Annotated in this window: 26 protein-coding genes, 2 tRNA genes and 1 riboswitch; of the genes, 23 read left to right on the plus strand and 5 right to left on the minus strand. The window is 43.5% G+C overall.

All coding sequences use genetic code 11. The features are described 5' to 3' along the window. The first annotated feature begins 75 nt into the window (after positions 1-75). The 12 genes from L1077_RS02655 (at position 76) to ung (ending at position 10,115) form a co-directional block, all read left to right on the plus strand. Positions 76-1,107, plus strand: a complete 1,032-nt coding sequence (locus L1077_RS02655) for an FAD:protein FMN transferase (RefSeq protein WP_237135478.1) — start codon at positions 76-78, stop codon at positions 1,105-1,107. Positions 1,108-1,246: 139 nt separating this feature from the next. Then, complete coding sequence (nqrM, locus tag L1077_RS02660; RefSeq protein ID WP_039611686.1) at positions 1,247-1,459, plus strand: (Na+)-NQR maturation NqrM; 213 nt, start codon at positions 1,247-1,249, stop codon at positions 1,457-1,459. Positions 1,460-1,506: 47 nt separating this feature from the next. After that, complete coding sequence (locus L1077_RS02665) at positions 1,507-2,106, plus strand: histidine phosphatase family protein (protein WP_237135479.1); 600 nt, start codon at positions 1,507-1,509, stop codon at positions 2,104-2,106. Positions 2,107-2,123: 17 nt separating this feature from the next. Continuing rightward, positions 2,124-2,248: riboswitch (cobalamin riboswitch) on the plus strand. An 84-nt stretch (positions 2,249-2,332) separates the two neighbouring features. Then, complete coding sequence (locus tag L1077_RS02670; RefSeq protein ID WP_237135480.1) at positions 2,333-3,157, plus strand: ABC transporter ATP-binding protein; 825 nt, start codon at positions 2,333-2,335, stop codon at positions 3,155-3,157. Continuing rightward, complete coding sequence (locus L1077_RS02675; protein ID WP_237135481.1) at positions 3,154-4,146, plus strand: FecCD family ABC transporter permease; 993 nt, start codon at positions 3,154-3,156, stop codon at positions 4,144-4,146. The genes L1077_RS02670 and L1077_RS02675 overlap by 4 nt, the downstream gene beginning before the upstream one ends. 11 nt (positions 4,147-4,157) lie before the next feature. Beyond that, positions 4,158-5,213 carry a nicotinate-nucleotide--dimethylbenzimidazole phosphoribosyltransferase gene (cobT, locus tag L1077_RS02680; protein WP_237135482.1) on the plus strand — a complete coding sequence of 352 codons (1,056 nt, stop codon included), beginning with the start codon at positions 4,158-4,160 and terminating at the stop codon, positions 5,211-5,213. A 1-nt stretch (position 5,214) separates the two neighbouring features. Continuing rightward, a complete protein-coding gene (locus L1077_RS02685) occupies positions 5,215-5,991 on the plus strand; it encodes an adenosylcobinamide-GDP ribazoletransferase (RefSeq protein WP_237135483.1) in 777 nt (258 codons plus the stop codon). Continuing rightward, the gene (cobU, locus tag L1077_RS02690) at positions 5,988-6,530 is read left to right on the plus strand and encodes a bifunctional adenosylcobinamide kinase/adenosylcobinamide-phosphate guanylyltransferase (protein WP_237135484.1); all 543 of its coding nucleotides are present in this window, start codon (positions 5,988-5,990) and stop codon (positions 6,528-6,530) included. Before L1077_RS02685 ends, cobU begins: the two co-directional genes overlap by 4 nt. Continuing rightward, positions 6,527-7,996, plus strand: coding sequence for a cobyric acid synthase (locus L1077_RS02695; protein WP_237135485.1), 1,470 nt, complete (start codon positions 6,527-6,529; stop codon positions 7,994-7,996). The genes cobU and L1077_RS02695 overlap by 4 nt, the downstream gene beginning before the upstream one ends. A 9-nt stretch (positions 7,997-8,005) precedes the next feature. After that, positions 8,006-8,605 (plus strand): cob(I)yrinic acid a,c-diamide adenosyltransferase, encoded by a 600-nt coding sequence (gene cobO, locus L1077_RS02700; RefSeq protein WP_237135486.1) that lies wholly within the window; start codon positions 8,006-8,008, stop codon positions 8,603-8,605. After that, positions 8,605-9,459: a cobalamin-binding protein gene (locus tag L1077_RS02705; protein WP_237135487.1), complete on the plus strand. Its 855-nt coding sequence runs from the start codon at positions 8,605-8,607 to the stop codon at positions 9,457-9,459. Before cobO ends, L1077_RS02705 begins: the two co-directional genes overlap by 1 nt. Further along, entirely contained in the window at positions 9,456-10,115 is a 660-nt protein-coding gene (gene ung, locus L1077_RS02710; protein ID WP_237135488.1) for a uracil-DNA glycosylase, read from the plus strand. The genes L1077_RS02705 and ung overlap by 4 nt, the downstream gene beginning before the upstream one ends. 78 nt (positions 10,116-10,193) lie before the next feature. On the opposite strand, the gene L1077_RS02715 is transcribed toward ung, so the two are convergent. Continuing rightward, positions 10,194-10,385, minus strand: coding sequence for a DUF3545 family protein (locus L1077_RS02715; RefSeq protein WP_039611677.1), 192 nt, complete (start codon positions 10,383-10,385; stop codon positions 10,194-10,196). A 456-nt stretch (positions 10,386-10,841) separates the two neighbouring features. After that, on the minus strand, positions 10,842-11,792 hold the full coding sequence (gene tal, locus L1077_RS02720) for a transaldolase (RefSeq protein ID WP_237135489.1): 951 nt from the start codon (positions 11,790-11,792) through the stop codon (positions 10,842-10,844). 291 nt (positions 11,793-12,083) lie between these two features. On the opposite strand from tal, the gene yaaA reads away from it, so the two are divergent. Both yaaA and L1077_RS02730 read left to right on the plus strand, forming a co-directional pair. Continuing rightward, positions 12,084-12,863, plus strand: a complete 780-nt coding sequence (gene yaaA, locus L1077_RS02725; protein WP_237135490.1) for a peroxide stress protein YaaA — start codon at positions 12,084-12,086, stop codon at positions 12,861-12,863. A 202-nt stretch (positions 12,864-13,065) separates the two neighbouring features. Next, entirely contained in the window at positions 13,066-14,241 is a 1,176-nt protein-coding gene (locus tag L1077_RS02730; RefSeq protein WP_237135491.1) for an MFS transporter, read from the plus strand. Here the strand turns inward: L1077_RS02730 and L1077_RS02735 are convergent. Further along, on the minus strand, positions 14,198-14,992 hold the full coding sequence (locus L1077_RS02735; RefSeq protein ID WP_237135492.1) for a hypothetical protein: 795 nt from the start codon (positions 14,990-14,992) through the stop codon (positions 14,198-14,200). The genes L1077_RS02730 and L1077_RS02735 overlap by 44 nt on opposite strands. A gap of 154 nt (positions 14,993-15,146) precedes the next feature. Then, entirely contained in the window at positions 15,147-16,379 is a 1,233-nt protein-coding gene (gene srmB / locus L1077_RS02740; RefSeq protein ID WP_237135493.1) for an ATP-dependent RNA helicase SrmB, read from the minus strand. A gap of 67 nt (positions 16,380-16,446) precedes the next feature. On the opposite strand from srmB, the gene L1077_RS02745 reads away from it, so the two are divergent. Next, positions 16,447-17,145 (plus strand): tRNA1(Val) (adenine(37)-N6)-methyltransferase, encoded by a 699-nt coding sequence (locus L1077_RS02745; protein ID WP_237135494.1) that lies wholly within the window; start codon positions 16,447-16,449, stop codon positions 17,143-17,145. Positions 17,146-17,185: 40 nt separating this feature from the next. Continuing rightward, on the plus strand, positions 17,186-17,695 hold the full coding sequence (locus L1077_RS02750; protein ID WP_237135495.1) for a hypothetical protein: 510 nt from the start codon (positions 17,186-17,188) through the stop codon (positions 17,693-17,695). Between the two features lie 35 nt (positions 17,696-17,730). Here L1077_RS02750 and fldB read toward each other — a convergent pair whose 3' ends face one another. After that, positions 17,731-18,252 carry a flavodoxin FldB gene (gene fldB, locus L1077_RS02755; protein ID WP_237135496.1) on the minus strand — a complete coding sequence of 174 codons (522 nt, stop codon included), beginning with the start codon at positions 18,250-18,252 and terminating at the stop codon, positions 17,731-17,733. 77 nt (positions 18,253-18,329) lie between these two features. Between fldB and xerD the strand changes: the two genes are divergently transcribed. The 7 genes from xerD to L1077_RS02790 all read left to right on the plus strand — a co-directional run bounded on the left by xerD (position 18,330) and on the right by L1077_RS02790 (position 25,693). Beyond that, entirely contained in the window at positions 18,330-19,256 is a 927-nt protein-coding gene (gene xerD / locus L1077_RS02760) for a site-specific tyrosine recombinase XerD (protein WP_237135497.1), read from the plus strand. 63 nt (positions 19,257-19,319) lie between these two features. Next, positions 19,320-20,051 (plus strand): bifunctional protein-disulfide isomerase/oxidoreductase DsbC, encoded by a 732-nt coding sequence (gene dsbC / locus L1077_RS02765; RefSeq protein WP_237135498.1) that lies wholly within the window; start codon positions 19,320-19,322, stop codon positions 20,049-20,051. Positions 20,052-20,184: 133 nt separating this feature from the next. Continuing rightward, on the plus strand, positions 20,185-21,915 hold the full coding sequence (gene recJ / locus L1077_RS02770) for a single-stranded-DNA-specific exonuclease RecJ (RefSeq protein WP_237135499.1): 1,731 nt from the start codon (positions 20,185-20,187) through the stop codon (positions 21,913-21,915). Positions 21,916-22,119: 204 nt separating this feature from the next. Continuing rightward, a protein-coding gene (gene prfB, locus L1077_RS02775) for a peptide chain release factor 2 (RefSeq protein ID WP_152614627.1) occupies positions 22,120-23,218 on the plus strand; the annotation gives its coding sequence in 2 pieces (ribosomal slippage) (positions 22,120-22,194 and positions 22,196-23,218; 1,098 coding nt in all). 27 nt (positions 23,219-23,245) lie between these two features. Then, entirely contained in the window at positions 23,246-24,787 is a 1,542-nt protein-coding gene (gene lysS, locus L1077_RS02780; protein WP_237135500.1) for a lysine--tRNA ligase, read from the plus strand. Between the two features lie 710 nt (positions 24,788-25,497). Further along, positions 25,498-25,590, plus strand: a tRNA-Ser gene (locus tag L1077_RS02785). A 26-nt stretch (positions 25,591-25,616) separates the two neighbouring features. After that, positions 25,617-25,693, plus strand: a tRNA-Arg gene (locus L1077_RS02790). Positions 25,694-25,725: the final 32 nt, after the last annotated feature.

A 25,725-nucleotide genomic window follows, 5' to 3' on the forward strand; every position in this document is an offset into this window, starting at 1 on the left:
ATCGTATTTAATAAGATTAAACCCCTAGGGCATTCCCTAGGGGTTTTTTTATATGCTCTAAGGACTAAAAAGTAGATGCAAAAACTCAGCTATTTATTCTCTGTTATTTTTTTGATGTTTTTTTTGTCCGCTTGTGGACAACAGCAAACTCAACAAAAGCCGGTTGAAATTAACGGCAAAACCATGGGAACTACCTATAACATTAAAGTATTTCCTGGTCCGGTGAGCTTAGAAGCGCAGCGTTTTAAGCAAGAAGTGGATGAAGCGCTTGTGGCAGTTAACCAATCCATGTCTACCTACATTCCCGACTCAGAAATCAATCGCTTTAATCGCCTTGAGGCTAATACAGTAATGCCGATTAGTGGCGATTTTCGTGCCGTGATCGCAGAGTCTATTCGCTTAGGTGAGTCGACTAAAACCTTAGATGTGACGATGGGACCGCTGATTGATTTATGGGGCTTTGGTCCAGATAAAAGACCGACCAAAAGACCTTCGCAATCTGACATTGAAGCCATGCAAGCAAATATCGGTGTAAATAAGTTAGCGCTGACAGATGAAGGGCTGGCGAAATCACTGCCACATCTTGAATTATCTTTTTCAGCGACGGCGAAAGGTTACGGCATTGACAAAGTTGCAGAGTTGATTGAGAAAAAAGGCTTATCTAATTATATGGTAGAGATTGGCGGAGAACTTCGTATCTCTGGTAATAAGCCAGATGATTCACCTTGGCGAATAGCGATTGAAAAACCAGATGCACCGGCAGGACAGCGTCAAATTCACCGAGTTGTAGAGCCGGGCAATAATGCCATTGCCACGTCAGGGGACTATCGTATTTTTTACGAAATGGATGGCGAGGTATTTACACACCTAATTGACCCGGGTACCGGCAGACCTGTGCGCCATGACTTGGTGTCTGTGACGGTGTTACATCCTTCAGCAATGACAGCTGATGGCTTGGCAACAGCGCTTACCGTGATGGGAACGCAACGAGCAAGAGCTTATGCAGAAGAGCATGACCTACCAGTGTACTTGATCAGTAAGACAGACGCTGGCCTAGAGACATTCTCAAGCACTGCGTTTAAGCCGTATTTAGATGTAAAAAAGTAATCAGTGGATTCGGTTAAATATCATTGCTTTTAGTGTGGTAAATTCATTCAACTTTGACGGATTTAGATATATAATATTGTCAATACACCGTCAGTTGCTTGGAACTTGACCAAGCTAGTTTATTGAGGGGCCTTTGCCTATGTCACTATTTATTCTTACCTTTGGGTTACTTATCTTGATCGCTGCAGCTATGGCTGTGGGTGTAATCGTTCAGAAAAAATCAATGGCAAGTAGCTGTGGTGGTTTAGGCTCAATGGGTATCGATAAAATCTGTGATTGTGATGACCCATGTGATAAGCGTAAAAAGCGTTTAGCCAAAGAGCAATCTTGGCGCGAAAACCAAATTCTATAATTAGATAAAAACGCAGGCTAGCCTGCGTTTTTATTATCTCCAAGTATATGCTGCAAACTCTTTACTTTGTTCGTCATACTGAAACGACATTATCCGGTAAGTTATTAGGGCAAACCGATCCTCCTTTAACTGAACAAAGTCAAAACCAATTACTCAAAACACTCCATAGTTTACCCAAGCCAAAACGTGTGCTCAGCTCGCCAAGACTGCGATGTCAGGTTGTAGCAAAAGCATTTTCAGAAAAGCTGGATGTAGAGTTTACAGTCGTCAATGCACTACAAGAAATGCATTTTGGCGAGTGGGATGGTAAAAGCTATGAGTGGCTTTGGCAGCATACTCGCTCCCCGAGTGTTGGCGACTTTTGGCAAAACCCTTGGTCAGTAACACCGCCGCAAGGTGAGAGTATGGCCTGTTTTAATTCACGTATTAAAGCTTGGTGGCGTACTTTCACATCTCAAAGCAGTGATGACACAATCGTTATTGTAACCCATGGTGGGGTTATGAAGCAGCTACTGGCACACTGGCTTGCATTGCCTGAAGGCGCGGTAAATCATTTAAACTGCTTTGAAGTTGGATATGGCAAGGTCATTCAGGTTTCAGTTTTCTATGATGAACAGGGGAGTGCATGGCCTAAAGTTGTGTTTTAGCCATCTAGACTTCATAATACACAAAATTATTTCGACATCACTTGGGAATGAGGTGTGAACCCTCAGCTGTCCCCGCAACTGTAAAAATGATTGCATGACTACTCATTTAAAGCCAGATACCAAGGTTGGAATAAAGACTTAAGCGGGCGCACTTGGGTCATGTCATTTTACCAAGTCATATTTATGATTCAGTGGTATTTTGATGTGTGCCCCATCTAGAGGAATTATGGCGGCAACACCAATATCAGTCGATAGCTTACATCTAGTTATCAATAATAAATCAATTTTATCCAATATCAGCTTTTCAGTTGCAGAGGGTCAGTGTGTTGGTCTCATCGGACCTAACGGGGCTGGAAAATCCTCTTTACTACGATGTTTATACCGTTTTCAAAGTCCAACATCCGGTACTATCAGTATTAATGGTAAAGATGTAAGTGAGTATGACAGACAAAGTTATGCTCGAAAAGTCGCTGCAGTGCTCCAGGAGATCCCAAGTCAATTTAATCTCGCTGTTTTTGATGTTGTTGCCATGGGCCTCACACCGCATAAAAGTTTATTTTCCAGCGTGTCACTACGTGACAAACAGGCAATCCAAGAAGCGCTATTAAAGGTCGGATTAACACATAAACAAAAGCAATCCTATGAGTCTCTATCAGGGGGGGAAAAACAGCGGGTGATGATAGCCAGAGCTATTGTCCAGCGCCCAAGTTTACTCTTAATGGATGAGCCTACCAGCCATTTGGACGTGAAGTACCAAATCGAAATTATGGCGCTAGCTAAATCATTAGGGATCACTGTGCTCGCCTCTTTTCATGACTTAAATTTAGCCTCAGCCCTCTGTGACGCAATGTTAGTTTTAAATCATGGAGAGCTTGTTATTCATGGCACGCCTAAAGAGGTGGTGAGTGAGTCTATGTTAGCACACGTTTTTGGTGTCAAAGCCGACGTGACTCTCCAAACATGTCCTGTGAGTGAGCAAGACATCCCACATATTCGTTATCAGTATCACTTATCGGGCGATGGCGAGTTATCATCGAGGGGACGAGCATGAGGTTAGCTGCAAGCAGTGCATTGTTACTCTTATGTTTATTTAGCTTTGTGTGCGCCCTAAGTATCGGGGCAGTGCAAGTTGATTTTTACGATGTTTGGTTGGCCTTATGGTCATACGACAACACCCAGTTAGCACAAAAAATTGTTATCGAGCTGAGGTTACCGCGTACCGTACTTGCATTTCTGGCTGGAGCTGGGCTTGCGACAGCGGGGCTGATTTTACAGACAGTCACACGTAACCCCCTTGCTGACCCCTATCTATTTGGTATCTCTTCAGGAGCCTCTTTTGGCGTGGTGTTGCTATTAACATTATTTGGAATGCAAAGTGCACTTGCCATGTCCGGCGCCGCTTTACTTGGCAGTATGTGTGCCATGTGTCTGTTGTTGCTGATTGCCTATCATAAGGGCACTGCGCAAATTGAAAATATGTTGCTGGCGGGTGTCGCATTGTCTTTCTTATTTAATGCATTTACGAGTTTGCTCTTATATTGGAGCGATCCCCAAGCGGTTACCGCCATTATCTTTTGGAGCTTAGGAAGCTTCAGTCGTGCTGATTGGCTGTGGATGTGGTTGCCTGCTGTTGTGGTACTAAGTGGAATGATGACCGTTGTATGTTTTAGACGGCATCTAAATGCGTTGCTATTGGGCGATGAAAGTGCGGTAACTTTAGGCGTTAATGTACACAGGTTGCGCTTGGGCATGTTATTAGTGAGTTCTTTGATCACAGCTGTGTTAGTCGCAGCATGTGGCGGAGTCGGCTTTGTTGGCTTAATGATCCCACACATAGTGCGGTTTTTTATCTCTCAAGCGCGTGTATTAGGCATGTTAGTCACGGCTTTAAGCGGTGGATTATTGATGCTGTGGGTGGATGTGCTGGCCCGAATAATCATAGAAAACCAAGAATTGCCTATTGGCGTGATTACTGCGGCCATAGGTAGCGTCTTTTTCTTATCTTTGCTTATGTTTCGCAAGCGAGCGGCAAGCATTTAACAGAGGCCCATATGATCCCTGCTTTAGATTTAACACACAGTGATTTTGTACAGCAAAAACTGGATTTAAAAACAAAACCTCAAGGCTCATTGGGTAAGTTAGAGGCACTGGCAAAGCAATTGGTGTTGATTTACGCACAAGGCATGTCAAAAGAGACAATGGCCGCGCAGCTTTTTAACGTTAAAAATCCATCAGTCAGTATTTTTGCAGGTGACCATGGCATTGCCAGTGAAGGCATCTCTATTGCACCGAGTGAGGTCACAGGTCAAATGGTGGCTAATTTTGCTGATGGCGGTGCTGCGATTTGTGTATTAGCCCGTCAGCTGGGCTGGCGTCTAAATATAGTGGATTGCGGTATTCTTAAGTCTGTTCAAAACAGTCATGTGATTGACAACAGGCTTGGGGCAACGACTGCGCCTTTTCATTTGCAACCGGCGATGAGTGAGGCTCAGTTAGTGCAAGGTTTTGATAATGCCAAGCAGCTTGTTGCAGCAGAGTTGGACGTGGGCTGTAATTTATTTGCGTTTGGTGAAATGGGGATAGGTAACACCACGTCTGCTGCCGCAATTTTTTCTGCGCTTTGTAGTTTGACACCGAAGGAGACTGTCGGACAGGGCACAGGCGTAAGCCAAGATATTGTTGCTAAAAAACAACGGCTGATAGAGCAGGCACTAGACCTTCATCAGTTGGACTGCAATGACCCGAAACAGATTTTACAAAGCGTTGGCGGATTTGAAATTGCCCATATGGTTGGTGCTATGCTCGCCGTCGCTGAGGCGAAAAAGCCAATTTTAGTGGATGGTTTTATTGCGACAGCTGCGGCTATGTTGGCCATTTCGATGGCGCCAAACGCGAAGCAATATATGGTGTTTGCGCATTGTTCCAACGAACAAGGGCATAAGAAGATGCTAGAGTGGCTACATGTAGAGCCATTACTGCAGTTAGATATGCGCTTGGGAGAAGGAAGCGGTGCGGCGTTAGCACTGCCTATCATTCAAAGTGCATTGGCCATTTATAACGATATGGCAAGCTTTTCTCAAGCACAAGTAACCCAAGTGGTTGGCTGATATGACACAGTGGTCTTTATTTAAATTGGCCGTGATATTTTTAACGCGGGTCCCAATTAAATTAACGGCGTCTGTGACGGATACCGATATAAATCAGTCTAGTCGATACTTTGCCTGTGTGGGTGTTTGCATCGGCTTGGTGATGGCATTCCTGCTGTGGGCTTTGTCGCTTGTATTGCCTATGAGCGTAGCAATTTTATTCACTATCGGTGCTAGCTTATTACTCACAGGCGCATTCCATGAAGATGGGTTTGCAGATGTGTGGGATGGCTTTGGCGGTGGTTGGAGTCAGCAGCAGAAGCTGGACATCATGAAGGACAGTCGCCTGGGCACCTATGGTAGTGTAGCGCTGCTTATCTTAATGCTGAGTAAATTTCACTTGATGCTTACACTTAGCAGCAACCTATTCGCTCTGTTATGGGGGATTGTGTTGGCGCAGTCTTTGAGCCGCCTAAACGCGACGAGTTTGATTGGCAAGTTGCCTTATGTACAGTTAGATGCGCAGAGTAAAGTCAAGCCTGTGGCAAAAAGCCTACAGCTAGCCTGTCGTGCAATTTTATACCTAACAGGCATTGCCGTTATAGCTATTGCTTCTGTCTGCTCAGTGCTTACGTTATGGCAAGTGATTGCTTTAATCGTCACTTTATGGCTCACCCGTCTTTTGTGTCAATATTGGTTTAAAAAGCAGTTGGGTGGTTACACAGGGGATTGCTTGGGCGCAGCGCAGCAAATCTCAGAGTTAATGATTTATACCTTTTTGGTTGTAAGCCTTATATGACTAAGCATGTTGAACTCATTTTGGGTGGTGCACGCTCGGGGAAAAGCGCGCTTGCCGAACAAAGAGCACAAAGCTGGTTGGAGAGTGGCTCAGTCAAAGAGCTTATCTATGTGGCAACTGCGCAAAGTAAAGATGAGGAGATGGCTGAGCGCATTGCACACCATCGAGCCTCAAGGCTTTCTTGCTGGAGGGTGATTGAGAGTCCATGGGATATCGCCCAGATCATTACCGCGTTATCACCGTCCCAATGCGCGCTGGTTGATTGCTTAACATTATGGCTGACCTATGGATTGTGTGAAGTTGAGTTCACAGAATACGAAAAACAAAGATCTCAATTGCTCAAAGCACTTCAAGGTACGAAAGGCAAGGTCATACTGGTGAGTAACGAAGTGGGCCATGGTATCGTGCCTATGGGGGCGCTGAGCCGTCAATTTGTAGATGAATCAGGTCGTCTGCATCAACACATTGCAGCTGTGGCAGATCATGTTGATTTTGTCATGGCAGGTTTGGCATTGAATTTAAAAAGTGAACAAAAATGAAGACATTGATGGTGCAAGGCACCACTTCCGATGCGGGTAAGAGCACGTTAGTTGCGGGCCTCTGTCGTGTAGCGGCTCGAAAGGGCCTTAAAGTTGCCCCGTTTAAGCCACAAAATATGGCACTCAATAGTGCCGTGACGCCCTGTGGCGGAGAGATAGGTCGTGCACAAGCGCTGCAAGCGATGGCAGCAAAGGTGCCACTCAGTGTTGATTTTAATCCGATCTTGCTCAAACCCAATTCTGATACGGGCGCGCAAGTCATTGTGCATGGCCAAGCACTGACCAACATGGAAGCGGGCAAGTATCATGATTATAAAGCGGTCGCGATGCAGGCTGTGATTGAGTCCCATGAGCGCTTAGGACAAACATATCAATATTGTATGGTGGAGGGCGCAGGGAGTCCTGCTGAAATTAACCTTCGAGAAAATGACATTGCCAATATGGGATTTGCCTGTAAGGTCGAATGCCCGGTGATTATAATAGCCGATATTGATAAAGGCGGTGTATTTGCCCACCTTGTCGGTACGCTTGCGTTGTTGAGTGAACAGGAGCAGGCCTTAGTGCAAGGGTTTGTGATCAACCGATTTCGGGGCGATATTAGTTTACTGCAATCCGGTTTAGACTGGCTTGAGGACTATACTGGTAAACCCGTATTAGGTGTTTTGCCTTACTTACATGATTTGGCACTGGATGCAGAAGACGCAATTACCATCGAGAATCGTACCGACGATGCAATGATACGGGTTGCTGTTTTACTGCTACCTCACATTTCCAACCATACCGACTTTGACAGTTTGAGATTAAATGCAAAAGTGGATTTAAGATATGTGCGTCATGGTGAGAAAATTGGCAGTGTTGATCTGATCATTATTCCGGGCAGTAAAAATGTCATCAATGATTTAGCCTTTTTACGCAGCGAAGGCTGGGATAAAGAAATCAATCGACACATCAGGTATCAAGGCAAGGTGTTGGGTATTTGTGGTGGTTTGCAAATGCTCGGGCAAGAAATTACAGACCCATTGAATATAGAATCAACTCAAGCTCGTACCAATGCACTCGGTTTGGCGGCACTAACTACAGAGCTTGGTGAAAAAAAGCAGCTAACCAATGTGTCAGGGCACTGCTTATTAAATGGTAAAGCAGCTGCCATTTCTGGGTATGAAATTCACTGTGGTCAAAGTCGCGGAGAGGCACTATTGCAGCCATTTCTCACTTTTGATGAACATCCATTAGGTATGCAAAAAGATGGCTTTATTTCTGATGATAATTTGATAGCGGGTACTTACCTACATGGCCTGTTTGATAATCCTGTTGCGAGCCGTGCTATTTTACAATGGGCATGTGATGAGCAGTTTGATTTTGATGGCTTTGATCTTGCGCAGCATCGTGAAGCTCAGCTTGATAGATTAGCGGATATGTGTGAGCAGCATTTAGATATAGATAAGATTTTTGAACTCAAGGTATAGGAGTCCAGTATGACGGATAAGAATCAAGATAAGCACAAAGCGCGACAGCAAAAAGTAAAAGAGCAAGTAGACCAAAAGGTCGCTGAAGCGAACATTGAGCAGGGTATTTTGCAGGTGATCACCGGCAATGGTAAAGGTAAATCAACATCTGGTTTTGGCACTGTTGCCCGGTGTGTTGGCCATGGTATGAATGCAGCAGTGGTGCAATTTATTAAAGGCACATGGGAATGCGGTGAGCGCAATCTATTAGAGAATGCGGGTGTCCCATTTGCGGTAATGAAAACGGGCTTTACGTGGGAAACACAAGATAGAGAAAGCGACACGCAAGCTGCACAAGCAACGTGGCAGCATGCAAAAGCATGGCTACAAGATGAGAAGATTGACTTGGTTTTATTAGATGAGCTGACTTACATGGTGAGTTACGATTATCTAGACCTTGATGAGGTGATTGAAGCGCTCAGTAATCGACCGAAAATGCAATCAGTGATCATCACAGGTCGCGGTGCGCACCGCAGGCTTACTGAGCTTGCAGACACAGTCAGTGAAGTGAGAAATGTAAAACACGCTTTTGAAGCTGGTATTCAGGCACAAAAAGGGTTTGATTACTAATGGCCATGCATGTTTGGTGGCTGCTTCTGGGTTTGCTATTGTCTGCAAGTAGTTTCGCACAGGAGCACAAGCAGCCCAGTCGGATCATCGCATTGGCACCGCATATCGTTGAAAATCTATATGCGATTGGGGCAGGTGATAAAATTGTAGGTACTGTGGAATATGCGGATTATCCAGAAGCTGCCAATCGCATCCCTCGAATTGGCGGATACCATGGGATCCAACTAGAAAAAGTACTTGCGCTGGCGCCTGATCTGGTCATTGTTTGGAAAAATGGTAACAAAGAAGCGGATATTGAAAAGTTAAAATCACTGGGTATTCCGATTGCATACAGTGTGTCTAAAGACATACGCCAAGTACCGACAGAATTAATCAAACTAGGTGAGCTCACCGGACATAAAGCGCAGGCAGAGCAGCTTGCTGATAAGTTTAATCAACGCTATCAGCAAATAATTAAGCAGTTTCAAGGCAAAGAGTCTCTGGATGTATTTTATCAACTTTGGCCTTCCCCACTGATGACGACCAATGGTAAAACTTGGATACATCAGACACTCAATATGTGCGGTGTACGCAATGTCTTTGCTGAGGCTGCCACTGAATATCCGCAGATAAGCCTTGAGAATGTGATTGCTAAGCACCCTCAAGTGATCATTATTCCAAATGAGAAAGCCTCAAAGCAACCACAGCAAGTACAATGGAAAAAGTGGACGGAGATACCAGCAGTAAAGCATGGGCAATATATCGAAGTTGACGCTGACTTATTGCATCGCTTTAGTACGCGTATGCTTGAGGGAGTGCAAGATATGTGTGATAAACTCCATGCTTCAAGAAAATATTATGGAAAGCGACTATGATATCGTGGCAATCGCTTATTGAAGCGCAAAAGCAACAGCCTTATTTGCAGGAAACTTTAGCACATGTTGCGCAAAGACGCAGTGAAGGCGTGACCGTGTTCCCGCCGGATGAACAGGTCTTTGCAGCGCTAGATGAAACAGCTCTTGAAGATATAAAGGTCGTGATATTAGGTCAAGATCCGTATCATGGTCCTAACCAAGCCCATGGTTTGTGTTTTTCTGTGTTGCCTGGCGTAAAGGTGCCTCCCTCTTTGGTAAATATGTATAAAGAGCTGGCTAACGACATTGAGGGATTTGAAGTGCCCGATCATGGTTATTTATTGCCGTGGGCTCAGCAAGGTGTTTTGCTGTTAAATACGGTGCTGACTGTTGAGCAAGGTCAGGCGCATTCTCACAAACAACTAGGGTGGGAGCGTTTCACCGATGTGGTGATAAATACCGTAAATGAGCACTGCGAGGGTGTGATATTTTTACTTTGGGGCGCACACGCGCAAAAGAAAGGTAAATCAATTGACACATCACGACATCATGTTTTGCATGCGCCACATCCTTCACCGCTGTCTGCGCACAGAGGCTTTTTTGGCTGCCAACATTTCTCCAAGACCAACGCATTACTACAATCTATGGATAAATCTCCCATTGATTGGCAAATATGATACCTGATGACTGACATGCCAAGCATGTCAGTGGGTATGTACAGACAAACAAAAAGGCTCTATAAAAGAGCCTTTTTGCTATATAAAATCGAGTTCGTCTAAGTCGACACTGTCTGCGAATATGTCTAGTTCTTCCAATTCCTTACGAAGGCGCTGTCGGTCTTTTAGCGCTTCAATTTCACGCCATTTTCTTTTTTTCCCCTTCGAAGAGGCTCTTTTTTTCGGTTCTGGACTTTCTACAACTTCAATCATATCGTCTAGGCTATCCATGAATATCTCCTATTGATGTACTAACCTCAAAACATGTGCTTAAGCATTACCCCATTTGCATGAAAAACACACTTGAGTAATGCTGGTATACCACAGACAGTAGAAAAATAAAACACAAATATGTCTTTAAAGTGAAAACAAAGTGACAGTTTGATGACAAACAAAGAATCTGTATGTTTGAGAAAAAACATGTCGAACTTAATAGGGATTGCACATCGAGTAGCTAAATGAGTTGGATTTTTGAACTATATTATCTTGAAATACAATAGTTTCTATTCAGGGGAATCACAGTACTCAGGTACGTTAGCTGCTGGTGAAGGTTTTATAGTTTGGGTGGGGAAGTGTTGTTTAAAATCGTTGCTTAAAACAACTGTAAAGAAATATAAACCGAGCTGGGGTTTTGTTGAGGATATGAAAAGCTGAGCGAACTTTTCTCAGCTTTTCGAACAATTAATCTTAAAGCGACTTAACTTCAGACTCTAAGATTTCTTGTGCGTGAGCGAACGCTCTGATGCCTTCAGCAAGCTTTTCTGTTGCCATTGCATCTTGGTTATGTAACCAGCGGAATTCGCTCTCTGTAAGCGGCGCAGGCTTGTCTGCAGACGCTTGTGCGTTTTCTAGCAGGTAATCTTCAGTTGCCGGTAATTCGCCTAGTTCTTCTAGTAGCGCAGGGCTAATAGTCAGCTTATCACAACCCGTCAGTGCAACGATTTCCCCTGTGTTACGGAAACTTGCACCCATAACCACTGTTTTGTAGCCATGACGCTTGTAGAAATCGTAAATAGTACGAACAGACTGAACACCTGGATCGTCTAGCGGATCAGTTGGCTTATCGACACCGTTTGCTACATGCCAGTCAAGGATACGACCAACAAAAGGCGAAATTAAAAATACGTTTGCATCTGCACATGCGCGCGCTTGTGCTTGGCTGAACAGCAGCGTTAGATTACATTTTACACCTTGCTTTTCAAGTGCTTCCGCAGCTTTGATACCTTCCCAAGTCGATGCGATTTTGATTAAGATCTTATCTTTGCTGACACCTTGCTCAGCATAAAGCGCAAGTAGCTGCTCTGCTTTTGCAATAGTCGCCTGAGTATCAAATGATAAACGTGCATCTACCTCTGTAGAGATATAGCCCGGTACGATGTTAGCAATTTCTTTACCGATTAAAACCGCGAAATAATCACAAGCGAGTTCGATTTGTTTTTGCTCATCTTGCTCTTGCGATTTTGCGTAATCTAAAGCTTGTTTTAGAAACGGCTGATAGGCAGGCGTCTGCGCCGCTTTTAATAAAAGAGAAGGGTTTGTTGTTGCGTCTTCCGGTTGATGTTTACGGATCGCTTCGATGTCACCTGTATCGGCAACGATCGATGAATGCTGTTTTAGCCTATCTAATGCTGAAGTCATGCTGTCCTCATTCCTAATTTTTGCAGCTTAAATAAATTACACACCTTATGTTGCAATACCGTGATCAGCTTTTATAGGTCAAATGTCCTTATGATTGATTATCATATGGCTTGCCTTAGCCTGTTTGGTTATTGTTATGATTAGGTGAGTGATGTATACCCACAGTAAAGGTGCGGTCTTACCTTGCGGTTATTTGTGTGAACAACTAAGAGCGAAAGATTTTACGCTTGCGATCAACTGTGGATAGTGTTGAAATTGACATTAATCAATATTTAAGTCAATAGGCTATCAATGATCACGGTTATTTCACCTGCAAAAAATCTCGATTACGACTCTAGTGCGCCAACAAAGCGCCACACCCTACCTGAGTTATTGACGCATTCTGAAGCATTAATTTCAGTCTGTCGTGACTTAAGTCCTCAAGAAATCGGTAGTTTGATGAAAATCAGCGATAAACTGGCTGGTTTAAATGCGGCGAGATTTGCTGATTGGTCGCAGCCGTTCACTTTGGAGAATGCTAAACAGGCGATTTTTGCTTTTAACGGCGATGTGTATACAGGTCTTGATGCGACCACATTACCAGAAGAGGTCATTGATTATACACAGCAGCATTTGCGGATCTTGTCTGGCCTTTATGGGGTATTAAAACCACTTGATTTGATGCAAGCTTATCGCTTGGAAATGGGCACAAAATTGGCGAACACGCGTGGTAAAAACTTATATGAGTTTTGGGGTACGGTGATTGCTGAGAAGCTTAATGAAGCGTTATCAGAGTCAGGCTCTAGCCAACTTATCAATTTGGCCTCTAATGAATATTTTAAGGCGGTAGATAAAAAAGCGCTTAATGGTGAAATTATAACGCCAATATTTAAGGACTGTAAGAATGGTCAATATAAGGTGATCAGCTTCTATGCGAAAAAAGCCCGTGGCATGATGGCCAGATATATTATGGAGCATAGTGTCAAAGACATTGAATCACTGAAAGCATTTGATGTGGCGGGATACTATTTTAGCGAAGAAGCAACTAAAAAAGCGAACGAGCCAGTATTTTTGCGTGAAGAACAAGCCTAGATAGTGCTTAGCTTTATGAGGTACTGAAAAATAACGCAGTTCGTGAATAAATAATATCTCATCGCGCAATCAAGTTGTGATGAGGTATTATTTATTGTAAGCCTCAGACTTATTTGTTAATTTTCTTGCTTTCATTTCGATTTTACTGTCCAGTATGAGCTGAACCCTGCCATTATTTTATTTAAAGTAAGGACACTGAGCATTGAATAAAAATGTCTTTTTATTGGCATGCTGCCAAGGATTGATGACCACGGGAAATATTTTATTGGTCACCATTAGCGCTTTGGTTGGCCAGAAGTTAAGTGCCAATGACACCTTAATCACCCTGCCGATCGCGACTCAAATGCTTGGATTATTGCTGGCAACTGTACCTGCTTCATTGGTGATGGTGAAAACAGGCCGAAAGTTAGGCTTTAGCATAGGCAATATGGTTGGTACTTCAGGTGCGATATTGGGCTATTTGGCACTGATAAATAGTCAGTTTTATTTGTTTTGTTTAGCCACATTTTTAATTGGTATAGGGATCGGTTTCGCAACTTTGTATCGTTTTGCGGCCATAGAAGTCAGTGACAAACCCGCGCGTGCGATTTCGATGATCATGGCCAGTGGCGTTATCGCAGCTGTGCTTGGGCCGAATTTGGCAGTATGGGTGAATAACTACTTGCCTGAAATTAATTTTGCAAATTCATTTTTGGCATTGACCTGTGTGTATTTGCTCGCTCTGACTTTATTACAATTGGTCACGTTCAATGAAGTTTCAGGCCAACAAAGCCAGCTTCAACAAAGACCCATTAAAGGGATAATTGCTCAGCCGCAATTTATGATTGCCGCATTTATTGGCATGATCAGCTATTCAGTTATGAACTTATTGATGACGGCAACCCCATTGGCAATGCATCGCCACGGTTTTGATTTGGCGCAGTCGGCTTTAGTCATTGAATGGCATGTGCTTGGCATGTTTCTACCTTCTTTTTTTACTGGCAAATTGATAGAAAAATCTAGCCCCGTGGTGATGATCATTGTCGGTTGTATTTTGATGTTGGCTTGTTCAGTCATTAATTTGCTGGGAGTGAGCCATTGGCATTTCTTAATTGCGCTGTTTATGCTGGGAGTGGGCTGGAACTTTATGTTTATCAGTGCGACTTCATTAGTGAGCGAGACATATCAGCCTCACGAGCGCGCAAAAACACAAGCGGCAAATGAATTTTTTGTATTTAGTATGGTGGTGCTTTCATCACTTTTTGCAGGTTGGCTTGAAAGTAAAATTGGCTGGCAAGCACTGAACATATGGTCAATTCCAATCGTCGTACTTGCGTTGTTGGCCTCTGCTTGGTTTAAGCAATACTCACCCCCTTCGCCAGTTGTAAGTAAGCTTTAACGACAGCATCACGGAATAGTAAATCCGAGTCTTTATGTTGCGCTCGATATGACTGGCAAAATGTTTTGGGGTTTACTTCTGTCCGCTGCAATAAATGGTCAGTGAGATGGCCATATTGAGTGTACCAAGCAGTTTTAATGTGCTGTGGGGTATTTGGCAGTGTAGAGATAATACGCTCGCTCAATCTGAATTCTGACTTTCTGGCCAATGAGATCATGTCATCATTGGCTGCACCTAACCAACAAGCACCTTGTTGATTGACGCATACAAGCGGTAAAAACGGCGCAAGTGCAGGAAAGAGATCGTTTTGATACAAGGTGACCTGCCAGTAGTTTTGCGCAATCGCACAAAACTGCTCAAAGCTTGAAATAGTGCTAAAACCACTTTTGGCGAGCTTTACTACTTCAACGCGTGGTTTGTTGGGATTCACGGTATCGTTTGCGGCATCAATATACCAATCATCAATTAAAATCGCATTCTGGAAATATTCATCTCTGAGCGTTCCCCAAACCGGTTTAAGTGCTTGGCCACCACTTAGTTTGGCTGCAAGTGGCTTTATTGCTTCAGGTATCTTCTCTTGTGCTAATTGCATATGCAGCTTATCAAGTATGGCGTTGCGTATCTCTTTACAACGTCCCAAAGGGTAGGCTTTTCCCGCAAAGCTTGGGTATTGTTTTGCTAATATAGGATCGATTTCGAGCCTCAGATGTGCCAAGTGACTTTCTAATTGTTGTCGTTGCTGCTCATTCATGATGATTATATTTTATATTGGTCTACTTAAAGTATGATGTTTAAACACGTCAGGAGTATGAAATCCGCGATTCTTTTGTATGTTAACAACACAAAGTTAAACTAAGATTAGCAGCAACTGCGGGATACAAAAAAGCCCCTACAGGGGCTTTTGATTATTTTTTCTTTTTGCTCTTGGTTTTAGCCGCTTTTTTCTTGGCTTTAATTTTTGCCGCGTCTTTTTTCTTTTTCGGTGCCTTCGCTTCTTTGTGCTTCGGCTCTAGTCCTTCAATGGCGCGACGTTTAAGTTTTTGATCTGTATAACGCTCGACCTTACCTAAAATTTCAACGTCATGTGCTTCAACCAGTGAGATAGCAGTGCCTTTTTTACCAGCACGACCTGTACGGCCAATACGGTGAACATAAATATCTGCAGTACGTGGCATATCAAAGTTGATTACATGCGTTATATCGGGAACATCGATGCCTCGTGCAGCAACGTCCGTTGCAACTAGGATGTTTGTTCTGCCACTATGAAAACTCGCCATAGCTGTCATGCGTTTATCTTGCGGCATCTCACCTCGTAGCCAAGTAGTCTTGATTTCATTGGCATACAGCTCACCAATTAACTGCTCTAGACGCTCTCGAGTTTTAACAAAAACAATGGCTTTTTCGACTTCTTCGCTTTTTAGTAAGTGCGTTAGCAACGCTAATTTATGGGTGTAGTCGTCGGCAAGGTGAGCCCACTGGTGGATTTTGCCTTTTTCTTTTCTCGATGGCTCTGCTTCTAATAATGCAGGGTCATTGAGCATGCGTTCTGCGAATAACTCAACGCTATCACCTTCAAGTGTTGCGGAGAATAAGAAGCCCTGACGGCGGTTTTTAGCCTCTTCACAGATACGTAGCATCTCTTTTTTGAAGCCCATGTCTAGCATGCGGTCGGCCTCATCGAGTACTAGTAGCTCGACGTTGTCAGCGTGGAAGTTTTCAGTTTCCAAGTATTCCATTAAGCGCCCAGGGGTTGCTATCAGAATATCATTGTTTTTTTCGAAGATTTCCTTGTGGCTACCATAGTTGATACCACCTGTGACAACACCAATACGTAAATGTGTGTTTTCAGCAAGTGCCTGACACTGTTCGTGTACTTGATAGGCAAGCTCTCTGGTGGGTGTCATAATTAAGACACGTGCAAACCCAGGGTCTTTTCTTGGAAAATCCAGCAAGTATTGAATTGCCGGAATAAGAAAAGCGGCTGTTTTTCCTGTGCCAGTGGGCGCTGATGCAAGAATGTCACGCCCAAGTAGCGCTTCAGGAATAGCCAGTTGTTGAATGCTGGTGGCGGTTGTATAACCAATTTTTTTTATGGCAGAGAGTACCTTGCCATCAAGGTCAAATTCAGAAAATTGCATAATGCATCACAAATAAAGGACAATAGCGGAATTATACTTGTGCTTGGCGTTTTCTAAAAGGTGCAATATGGCAAGCTTTGCATTTAAACAATTTAAAATTGACCAAAACCATGCCGCAATGAAGGTTTCAACGGATGGGATCATGTTTGGCGCGTGGTTATCGCTCGATAATGCGAAAAATGTACTTGATATAGGTGCAGGGACGGGGTTGTTGAGTTTAATGGCAAAACAGCGGTTTCCAGATTTAACGCTATCGGCGATTGAAATAGATGAGCAGGCAAGTAAAGATGCAAGTCATAATATTGCCCGCTCGCCTTGGCCGGATATTCGATTACATCGCATTGCTGTTCAAGAATTTGAGTCGCCGGACAAGTTTGATTTGATATTTAGCAATCCACCATATTTTCAAGCAAGCTTAAAAGGGGAAAATGCACAGCGAAATTTAGCAAGGCATACAGATAGTTTGAGCTTTGCAGATTTAATTTCATCGTTTTTGCGCCTGTGCTCTGAATGTGGCAGGCTAGCCATTATACTACCTGTAGACGGTGCACATAGGTTTATTGAGCAAGCGCAATCACAAGGGTTATTTTTGATTCGTCAATGCGAGGTGAAAACGACGCCATCTAAACCTGTGTCACGGATCATGTTTGAATTATCCAAAGTGGAGCAGGCATTGGTGGCAGAGTCTTTGTGTATTTATGATGGCAATAATCAATACAGTGCAGAATATACACATTTGTGCCGTGCTTTTTATTTAAAAATGTAAATGCTGTGCACGAGCGTATGCACAATGAAGGGAGAGTGTGATGGATCGCGCACAACAGATAAAACAAGTTTTGGGCTTTTTAGACGAAATTGGTTTGCCATATAAAGTAGTGAGCTTTGCGAAAAAGACTTTCTTACCGGGGCTTAGACATAACCAAGGGGTGTTAGAAATAGACATGGATAAACTGATTTACCCTGGTGATATATTGCATGAAGCTGGGCATTACGCCGTATGCGAACCAAAAGAGCGACACCTTTTAGATGGTGATATTTATAAAACCGGATTAGAGCATCAACGCCCAAAACAGCAAATGATGGGGGAAGAAATGGCGGCGACAGCATGGTCAGTCGCGGCTGCAAAACATCTCGGATTTTCTCTTGATGTTGTATTTCATGACGCGGGATACAGAGGCAATAGCCAAAACTTAATTAGTGCGTTTGAACAAGGTGGAGGTATCGGTCATCCGCTATTAGGTGCTTATCAGATGAGCTGCAAAGAGCAAGGGTTTCCAAAAATGCAGACGTGGATAAGGCAGGTTTCTTGGGCTTGAAGGCTGTGTGAGCGGGTGTGCCCGCTCAAACGTTTTTATAGTGTCGCTGCGTACTCGGTCATAACTTGTTCAATCCAAGTTGCGATACGCTCATCACTTTTTTCGTATTGGCTGTCTTCATCTAAAGCCAAACCGACAAAGTGCTTTCCATCTTCTGTCAGTGCTTTTGATGCTTCAAACTCATAGTCATCGGAATTTGGCCAAAAGCCGATGAAATTAACGCCTTGAGGGGCAATTTTATCATGTAGCATACCCAGCGCATCTTGGAACCACTGACCGTAACCTTGCTGGTCGCCCATGCCAAATAAGGCAATGGTCTTTCCACTGAGTTCAACACCATCGATGTCGTTCCAATGAGATTCCCAGTCTTCTTGTAATTCACCAAAGTCCCACGTTGAAATCCCAAAAATTATAAAGTCGAATTGCTCTGCATTTTTCAATGGTTCATCTTTGATGTTGTGTAAAGAAATGACATCTTTACCAATGATTTCTTGTATTTTTTCAGCGGCCATTTCTGTATAACAGGTTGTTGAACCGTAAAATAACCCGATTTGCATTGTATTCTTCACTCAAATGGCTGTTATCATATGGGGGCAGTCTACCCTAAGGTTTAATCAATTGATACAGGCAGCCCGTGAACGAACAAGAAACCATATCAGAAATAGAAGAGGATGATTTCGACCCGATAGAATCATTCTTAGACGCCTTATTTTTAGAGCAAGGGCTGAGCGACAATACGATTTCCGCCTATCGCACAGACTTGGAGAAATTTTCAAGTTTTATACAGACGCAGCTTGAAGGGCAAGATATATTGGCCATCAGTGTGACAGATGTAGAGGCTTATTTAGCATATCGCGTTGATCTGGGCCTTAAACCAAGAAGTACAGCCAGATCAATCAGCGCCTTGAAGCGATTTTATCTTTACTGGGTAAACCACAAAAAAATCAGCCAAAGTCCACTCGTGAATATTGCGCAACCTAAAACAGTGCAATCTTTACCAAAAACGCTTTCAGAGCAAGAAGTTGAAGCATTGTTAAATGCGCCGAATATTGAAGATGCAATGGGGCTGAGAGATAAAGCAATGTTGGAACTACTGTATGCAACGGGCCTTCGAGTAACTGAATTGGTTGGTTTGAGGATTGAACAAATTAACTTGCGTCAAGCGGTTGTGTTAGTTAAGGGTAAAGGTGGCAAAGAGCGCATGGTACCAATGGGTGAAGAATCATTGCGTTGGGTGGAGCAATTTTTAAGTGTTGGCAGGCCTCAAATGGTTAAGCATGCTAATGATTTTGTGTTTCCCTCGAAGCGTGGTATCGGCATGACGCGGCAAACTTTTTGGCATAGAATCAAACACTATGCTATGTTGGCTGATGTTAAGTCTCCATTATCTCCACATACGTTACGTCATGCATTTGCAACACACTTGCTGAATCATGGAGCAGACTTACGCGTTGTGCAAATGATGTTGGGTCATAGTGACTTGTCAACGACACAAATTTATACCCATGTTGCTAGTGAGCGTTTAAAATCTCTGCACGAGCAACATCATCCTAGGGCTTAATGGAATTTTATTGTAGTTTTACGGTCCTATTGGTGAATGAAAAACGAATTTACGAGAACAAAGATGAAAAAGTTATTTTTAGCAGCCGCGCTTGCGGTCAGTGCTTCTGCTTATGCAGAAGAAACAGCGCAAAAAGAAGGTGTTTTTGCAATTAACCCTATTCAGCAGTCTCTTGCTGGCCTTGGTTTATCAGTGAATGAAATTACAGATAGTCCAATTCCTGGGTTGAAAACCGTGATCACCGACCGCGGTGTGTTTTATTCGAGCACTGATGGCCGTTATTTAATGCAGGGTGCTTTAATCGATATTCCAAATAGAAAAAACCTAACAGAAGATGCGCTAAGCGGCGTTCGCAAAGAAGGCTTAAAGCAGTACGAAGACTCAATGATCGTCTACAAAGCTGAAAATGAAAAGCATCAGGTGACAATTTTTACCGATATCACTTGCGGTTACTGTCGTAAACTTCACCGTGAACTAGAGGATTACCTAGAAGCTGGGATCACGGTCAAATATCTTGCATTCCCACGCGGCGGCATCCAAAGCCAAGGCTATGAAGATTTAATGAATGTTTGGTGTGCAAAAGATGCGGCAACGGCAATGACTGAAGCGAAAGCGGGTAACCCGGTTGCTGATGTTAAAGATTGTACAGCACCAGTTGCTGAGCATTATCAGTTAGGTCAGAAGTTTGGTGTTTCTGGAACGCCTGCGATTATCCTTGAAGATGGTACGATCATTCCAGGCTACCAGCCTGCAGCTGAGCTAGCTGCTTCACTAGAAAGAAATGCAAAGTCTTAAGCTTTACGTATAATAGACCCATTATGATAAAAAGGCCGTCAGGCCTTTTTTTGTGCCTGCAAATGTCAACTACCACTTATTTGTAGCTGCAAACTGAAATAACTAAAGTCAGATAAAGAGTAATCAGAGTTCTATGCAAACTAAGATCCAGCCTCGACAGCATGTTGATGATAGCTACTTGCCGGATAACCTTCATCCCGTTATTAAACAGCTCTATGCCTCGCGTGGTGTGCAATCTGCGGCAGAATTAAATAACAGTGCGGCGACACTGCTAGATTTTAAGCTATTTAAAGATATCACAGTGGCTTGTGAGATTTTGGCAGCCACACTAAATGCGCAGCAACGTATTCTGATTGTTGGTGACTTTGATGCTGACGGGGCAACCAGTACTGCGGTATTGATGCAAGGGTTGCCTGAGTTTGGTTTTAATCATGTTGATTACTTAGTGCCAGATAGGTTTAGTCTAGGTTATGGGCTCAGTCCAGCATTAGCCGAGCAAATAGTGCAACTAGGCCCAGATCTTGTGATAACGGTTGATAATGGCATTTCCTGCATTGCGGGTATCGACATTGTAAAGGCCGCTGGTATCAAAGTTATCGTGACCGATCACCATTTACAGGGCGAGCAGTTGCCTAATGCCGACGCAATCATTAACCCTAACCGCCATGATTGTCAGTTTCCATCAAAGTCGATTGCAGGTGTTGGGGTAGCATTTTATCTATTAATTGCATTGCGGCATCATCTGCGCTCGGTGTCTTATTTCGAAAACAGCCAACGTCCAGAGCCCAATTTAGCCTCATTACTTGATATTGTGGCATTGGGCACTGTGGCGGATGTGGTTGCGTTAGATGCAAACAATCGCACTTTGGTTTTCCAAGGGCTGGCTCGTATAAAAAATGGCCAAACACGGCCTGGCATAAAAGCCCTGATTGAAGTGTCTAATCGTAATATGAACCGGTTAACGGCCAGTGATTTTGGTTTTTCGTTAGCACCAAGGCTTAATGCGGCGGGTCGTTTGGATGATATGAGCTTGGGTATAGCTTGTCTGTTAGCGAAAGATGAATTTCAAGCGCGCCGGATTGCGAATGAGCTTGATAGTTTAAATCATGAAAGGCGTGAAATAGAGCAGGGCATGCAGCAAGAAGCAAATGCCGTTTTAGAGCGATTAAGCAATAAAACTCAAAGCGTACCAACGGCTGTGTGTCTGTATCAGGATGACTGGCATCAAGGTGTAATTGGTATCTTAGCTGGTCGACTTAAGGAAAAATATCACAGACCCTCGGTAATTTTTGCGCAAGGGGATGATGGTCAGATCAAAGGCTCGTGTAGATCGATTGAAGGCGTTCATATGCGTGATCTATTGGAGCACATTAACACACAAAACCCAGGCCTCATTTTGAAGTTCGGTGGTCATGCTATGGCGGCTGGGCTCAGTATTAATGAGTCACAATTTGCCCAATTCAAAATTGCGTTTGAAGCACAAGTCGAAAAGCAATTGACTGAAGAATTAAAGCAAAGTGTGTTGCTGACCGATGGTGCGTTACCGAGCGAGTGTTTTAATATGGACTTTGCAAATATGCTCCAAGCAGCAGGGCCTTGGGGGCAGCAATTCCCTGAGCCAATTTTTAGTGAGCGCTTTGAGTTGGTACAGCAACGTTTGGTTGCCGAAAAACACCTTAAGTTAGTGCTAAAACACCCGACTGGTAAGCTGGTGGATGCTATCGCATTTAATGTTGATTTGAGAGCGTGGCCAAATATGTCTGCCCAGTTCGCTGAGGTGGCGTATCAACTCGATATCAATGAGTTTAGAGGCAAGTTTTCATTGCAGTTGATTGTGCGAGAGATCCAAGCCGTTACAAACTAGCTTTGGATATTTTCTTGCGATTAAACGCAGTGACCTCAGTTATCCATGCAAAACCCCAAAATTATCGTATTTGGGGCTGATATATGGTGGTAAATTTTGTTACTATTGGCCGTTTAGATAGCCTGTCTGAATAAACGCCGTAGCATAGCGAAGAAATTACGGTGTATGGGCTAGATGTTAAAGGCGTAAATTGGAGTAATGTAGATGTTTGAAGTGAATCCTGTGATTAACCAAATCAAGGAAATTCGCGAACGTACTGAGCTTCTTCGGGGGTATCTTTGACTATGCTCTAAAACAAGAGCGTTTAGAGGAAGTCAATGCCGAACTTGAAGATCCAGCAGTATGGAATGAGCCAGAAAAAGCCCAAGCGCTGGGCCGTGAGAAATCAAATCTAGAAGCGATTGTTGAAACCATTGATAACCTTGTTGGTGGCGCAGATGATGCTGAAGGCTTGGTCGAGCTAGCAGTTGAAGCGGAAGATGAAGATACTTTCGTTGAAGCGCAGCAAGAAGTAGAAGGCTTAGTTGGTCAATTAGAAAAACTAGAATTCCGCCGCATGTTCTCAGGCGAGCAAGATGCCAACGATGCCTACATCGATTTACAGTCAGGTTCGGGCGGTACTGAAGCGCAAGATTGGTGTAACATGCTACTGCGTATGTATCTGCGCTGGGCTGAAGCCAAAGGCTTCAAAGTTGAAATCGTTGAAGCAACTGACGGTGACGTTGCCGGCATTAAAGGTGCGACGGTACGTGTGTCAGGTGAATATGCTTACGGTTGGTTACGCACAGAAACTGGCGTACATCGCTTAGTGCGTAAGAGCCCATTCGACTCAACGGGCCGTCGTCATACTTCGTTTGCCTCTGCATTTATTTACCCAGAAATTGACGACAATATTGAAATTGATATTAACCCAGCGGATTTACGTATTGACGTATATCGCGCGTCGGGTGCGGGTGGTCAGCACGTAAACCGTACAGAGTCTGCGGTACGTATTACCCACTTACCAACGAATACTGTTGTGCAGTGTCAGAATGACCGTTCACAGCACAAAAACAAGGCGCAAGCAATGAAGCAGTTAAAAGCTAAATTGTTTGAACTTGAAATGAAAAAACAAAACGCCGAGAAGCAGTCTCAAGAAGATGCTAAATCTGATATCGGTTGGGGTAGTCAAATTCGTTCTTACGTATTAGACGATTCTCGTATTAAAGATTTACGTACCGGCGTTGAAAACCGTAATACTCAAGCAGTATTAGACGGTGATTTAGATAAATTTATCGAAGCTAGCCTGAAATCAGGCCTTTAATCAACAAGCTAAACTAAGAGCTAAAAAATGACAGATCAAATCCAAGACGAAAATAAACTCATTGCTGAGCGTCGTGCTAAATTGGATGCAATTCGTGAGAATTGTGATGCCAATGGCCACCCGAACACCTTCCGCCGCGAAGACTATACGGCTGATCTACAGGCTAAGTTTGGTGATAAATCGAAAGAAGAGCTTGTTGAGTTAGACCATCAGGTATCGGTAGCTGGTCGTATTCTTGCTAAACGCGGTCCTTTCCTTGTTTTACAAGACATGAAAGGTCGTATCCAAGCATATGCATCAAAAGATGTGCAAAAAACGCTGAAAGAAAAATATGGTCAACTTGATATCGGTGACATCATCGGTGTTTCAGGTCCACTTCATAAGTCAGGTAAAGGCGACCTTTACGTAGACATGGTTCAGTATGAGTTGCTGACTAAGTCACTACGTCCATTACCAGAAAAGTTTCACGGTTTAACAGACCAAGAAGCGAAATACCGCCAGCGTTACGTTGACCTAATCACAAACATGGATACGCGTGAAACGTTCCGTATTCGTTCAAAAGTGATTGAAGGTATTCGTCGTTTCTTAGCTGAGCGTGACTTCATGGAAGTTGAAACGCCAATGCTTCAGGTTATTCCTGGTGGTGCAACGGCACGTCCATTCGTGACTCACCACAATGCGTTAGACATCGACATGTACTTACGTATCGCACCAGAGCTTTATCTTAAGCGTCTAGTAGTTGGTGGCTTTGACCGTGTATTCGAGATCAACCGTAACTTCCGTAACGAAGGTCTTTCAACGCGTCATAACCCAGAATTCACCATGATTGAGTTCTACCAAGCATACGCTGACTACAAAGACCTAATGAACTTAACTGAAGACATGCTTCGTACCGTTGCACAAGATGTACTTGGTACAACTACGGTGATTAACACTGTTAAGAACGCAGAAGGCGAAGTTGTTGAGACCATTGAATATGACTTTGGTAAGCAATTCGAGCGTCTATCTATGGCAGATGCAATCATCAAGTATGGTCCTGATGCTGAAGAAATCGCGCATATCTTCAAAGATCCTGAAAACCACTTTGATGAGCTAGTCGCTTATGCGAAGAAAGTACATGTTAAGATCCCTGAAAAATGTGTATGGGGTGCGGGTAAATTCTTATGTGAGATCTTCGAAGAAACAGCTGAGCACAAGCTAATTCAACCGACTTTCATCACTGAGTACCCATGGGAAGTGTCGCCACTTGCACGTCGTAATGATGAAAACCCATTCATCACTGACCGTTTCGAGTTTTTCGTTGGTGGTCGTGAGCTTGCGAATGGTTTCTCTGAGCTGAACGATGCACAAGACCAAGCTGAGCGTTTTGCACGTCAGGTTGAAGAAAAAGATGCTGGTGATGATGAAGCGATGCACTACGATGCGGATTACATTCAAGCGCTAGAGTATGGCTTACCGCCGACAGCGGGTGAAGGTATCGGTATTGACCGCTTAGTCATGTTATTTACTGACTCACCAACGATTAAGGACGTGATCTTGTTCCCGCACATGCGCCCGCAAGCGGATTGATAACAGGTTAATCGAAAAAACGGCTTTCTAGGAAAGCCGTTTTTTTTGGTTGATATCCTCAGAGCTCTTTCGATAATTTCGGCATTACTAAACTGAACACAACTGCTAGCGTGTCATATTCTTTTATTGCTTTATACAAGACAAAAGAAATTTCGACCATTAGAGGTGTTTTGCTCTAAAGTCTGTATGCGGTGCTTTTCTTTTATTTTTGTAAGACATTTCCCAAAAATAATTTCAAATTTATCAATAAAAGTCGTGTTTGCATTTGAAAACAGTGTTTTATTGTTGTTGTTTCTGAAATGGGTTCTAATTTTATCAATCTGGTTAGTTGGCAATTTCTTATGGCATTTCTATACTGACGTGGCATTTAGGATGAATCACACATAATAAGTTATAAGAAAACATAGATTATGCCGAAATTAGACGAAGAACAATTAAAGCATGAAGCCGCAAGAAGGGAGTATTGCAGGCAATGTATCATCGAATTCCAAAAATTAGGGTATTTAGACTCCTATCTCGAAGAGGTATTCGATCATAAACAGCGCTTAATGAGTAAGTTTTCCACCTCCACAACCCCCAGAAATGATTAGGATTAGAGCAAATTGTTAGAAAAAAAGACAGTGTGTTCAATCTGTCACCAGATAGTCATTTTTTACAAGAAAAGTGTTTGACTTATTTTTTCTGTTCTATATTATACGCCCCACAAAGACGGAGAGGTGGCCGAGTGGCTGAAGGCGCTCCCCTGCTAAGGGAGTATAGGGTTTGTAGCCCTATCGAGGGTTCGAATCCCTCCCCCTCCGCCATTACTAAAATGGTTATCTTTGTAATTGGACGCGTAGCTCAGCTGGATAGAGTACCTGGCTACGAACCAGGCGGTCGGAGGTTCGAATCCTCCCGCGTCCGCCACTTTCTCTAAGTGGAAAAATAAAAGAGGCACC

The organism is Pseudoalteromonas luteoviolacea, from assembly GCF_021654285.1.
In the GTDB taxonomy this organism is placed as follows: Bacteria; Pseudomonadota; Gammaproteobacteria; order Enterobacterales; family Alteromonadaceae; genus Pseudoalteromonas; species Pseudoalteromonas luteoviolacea_J.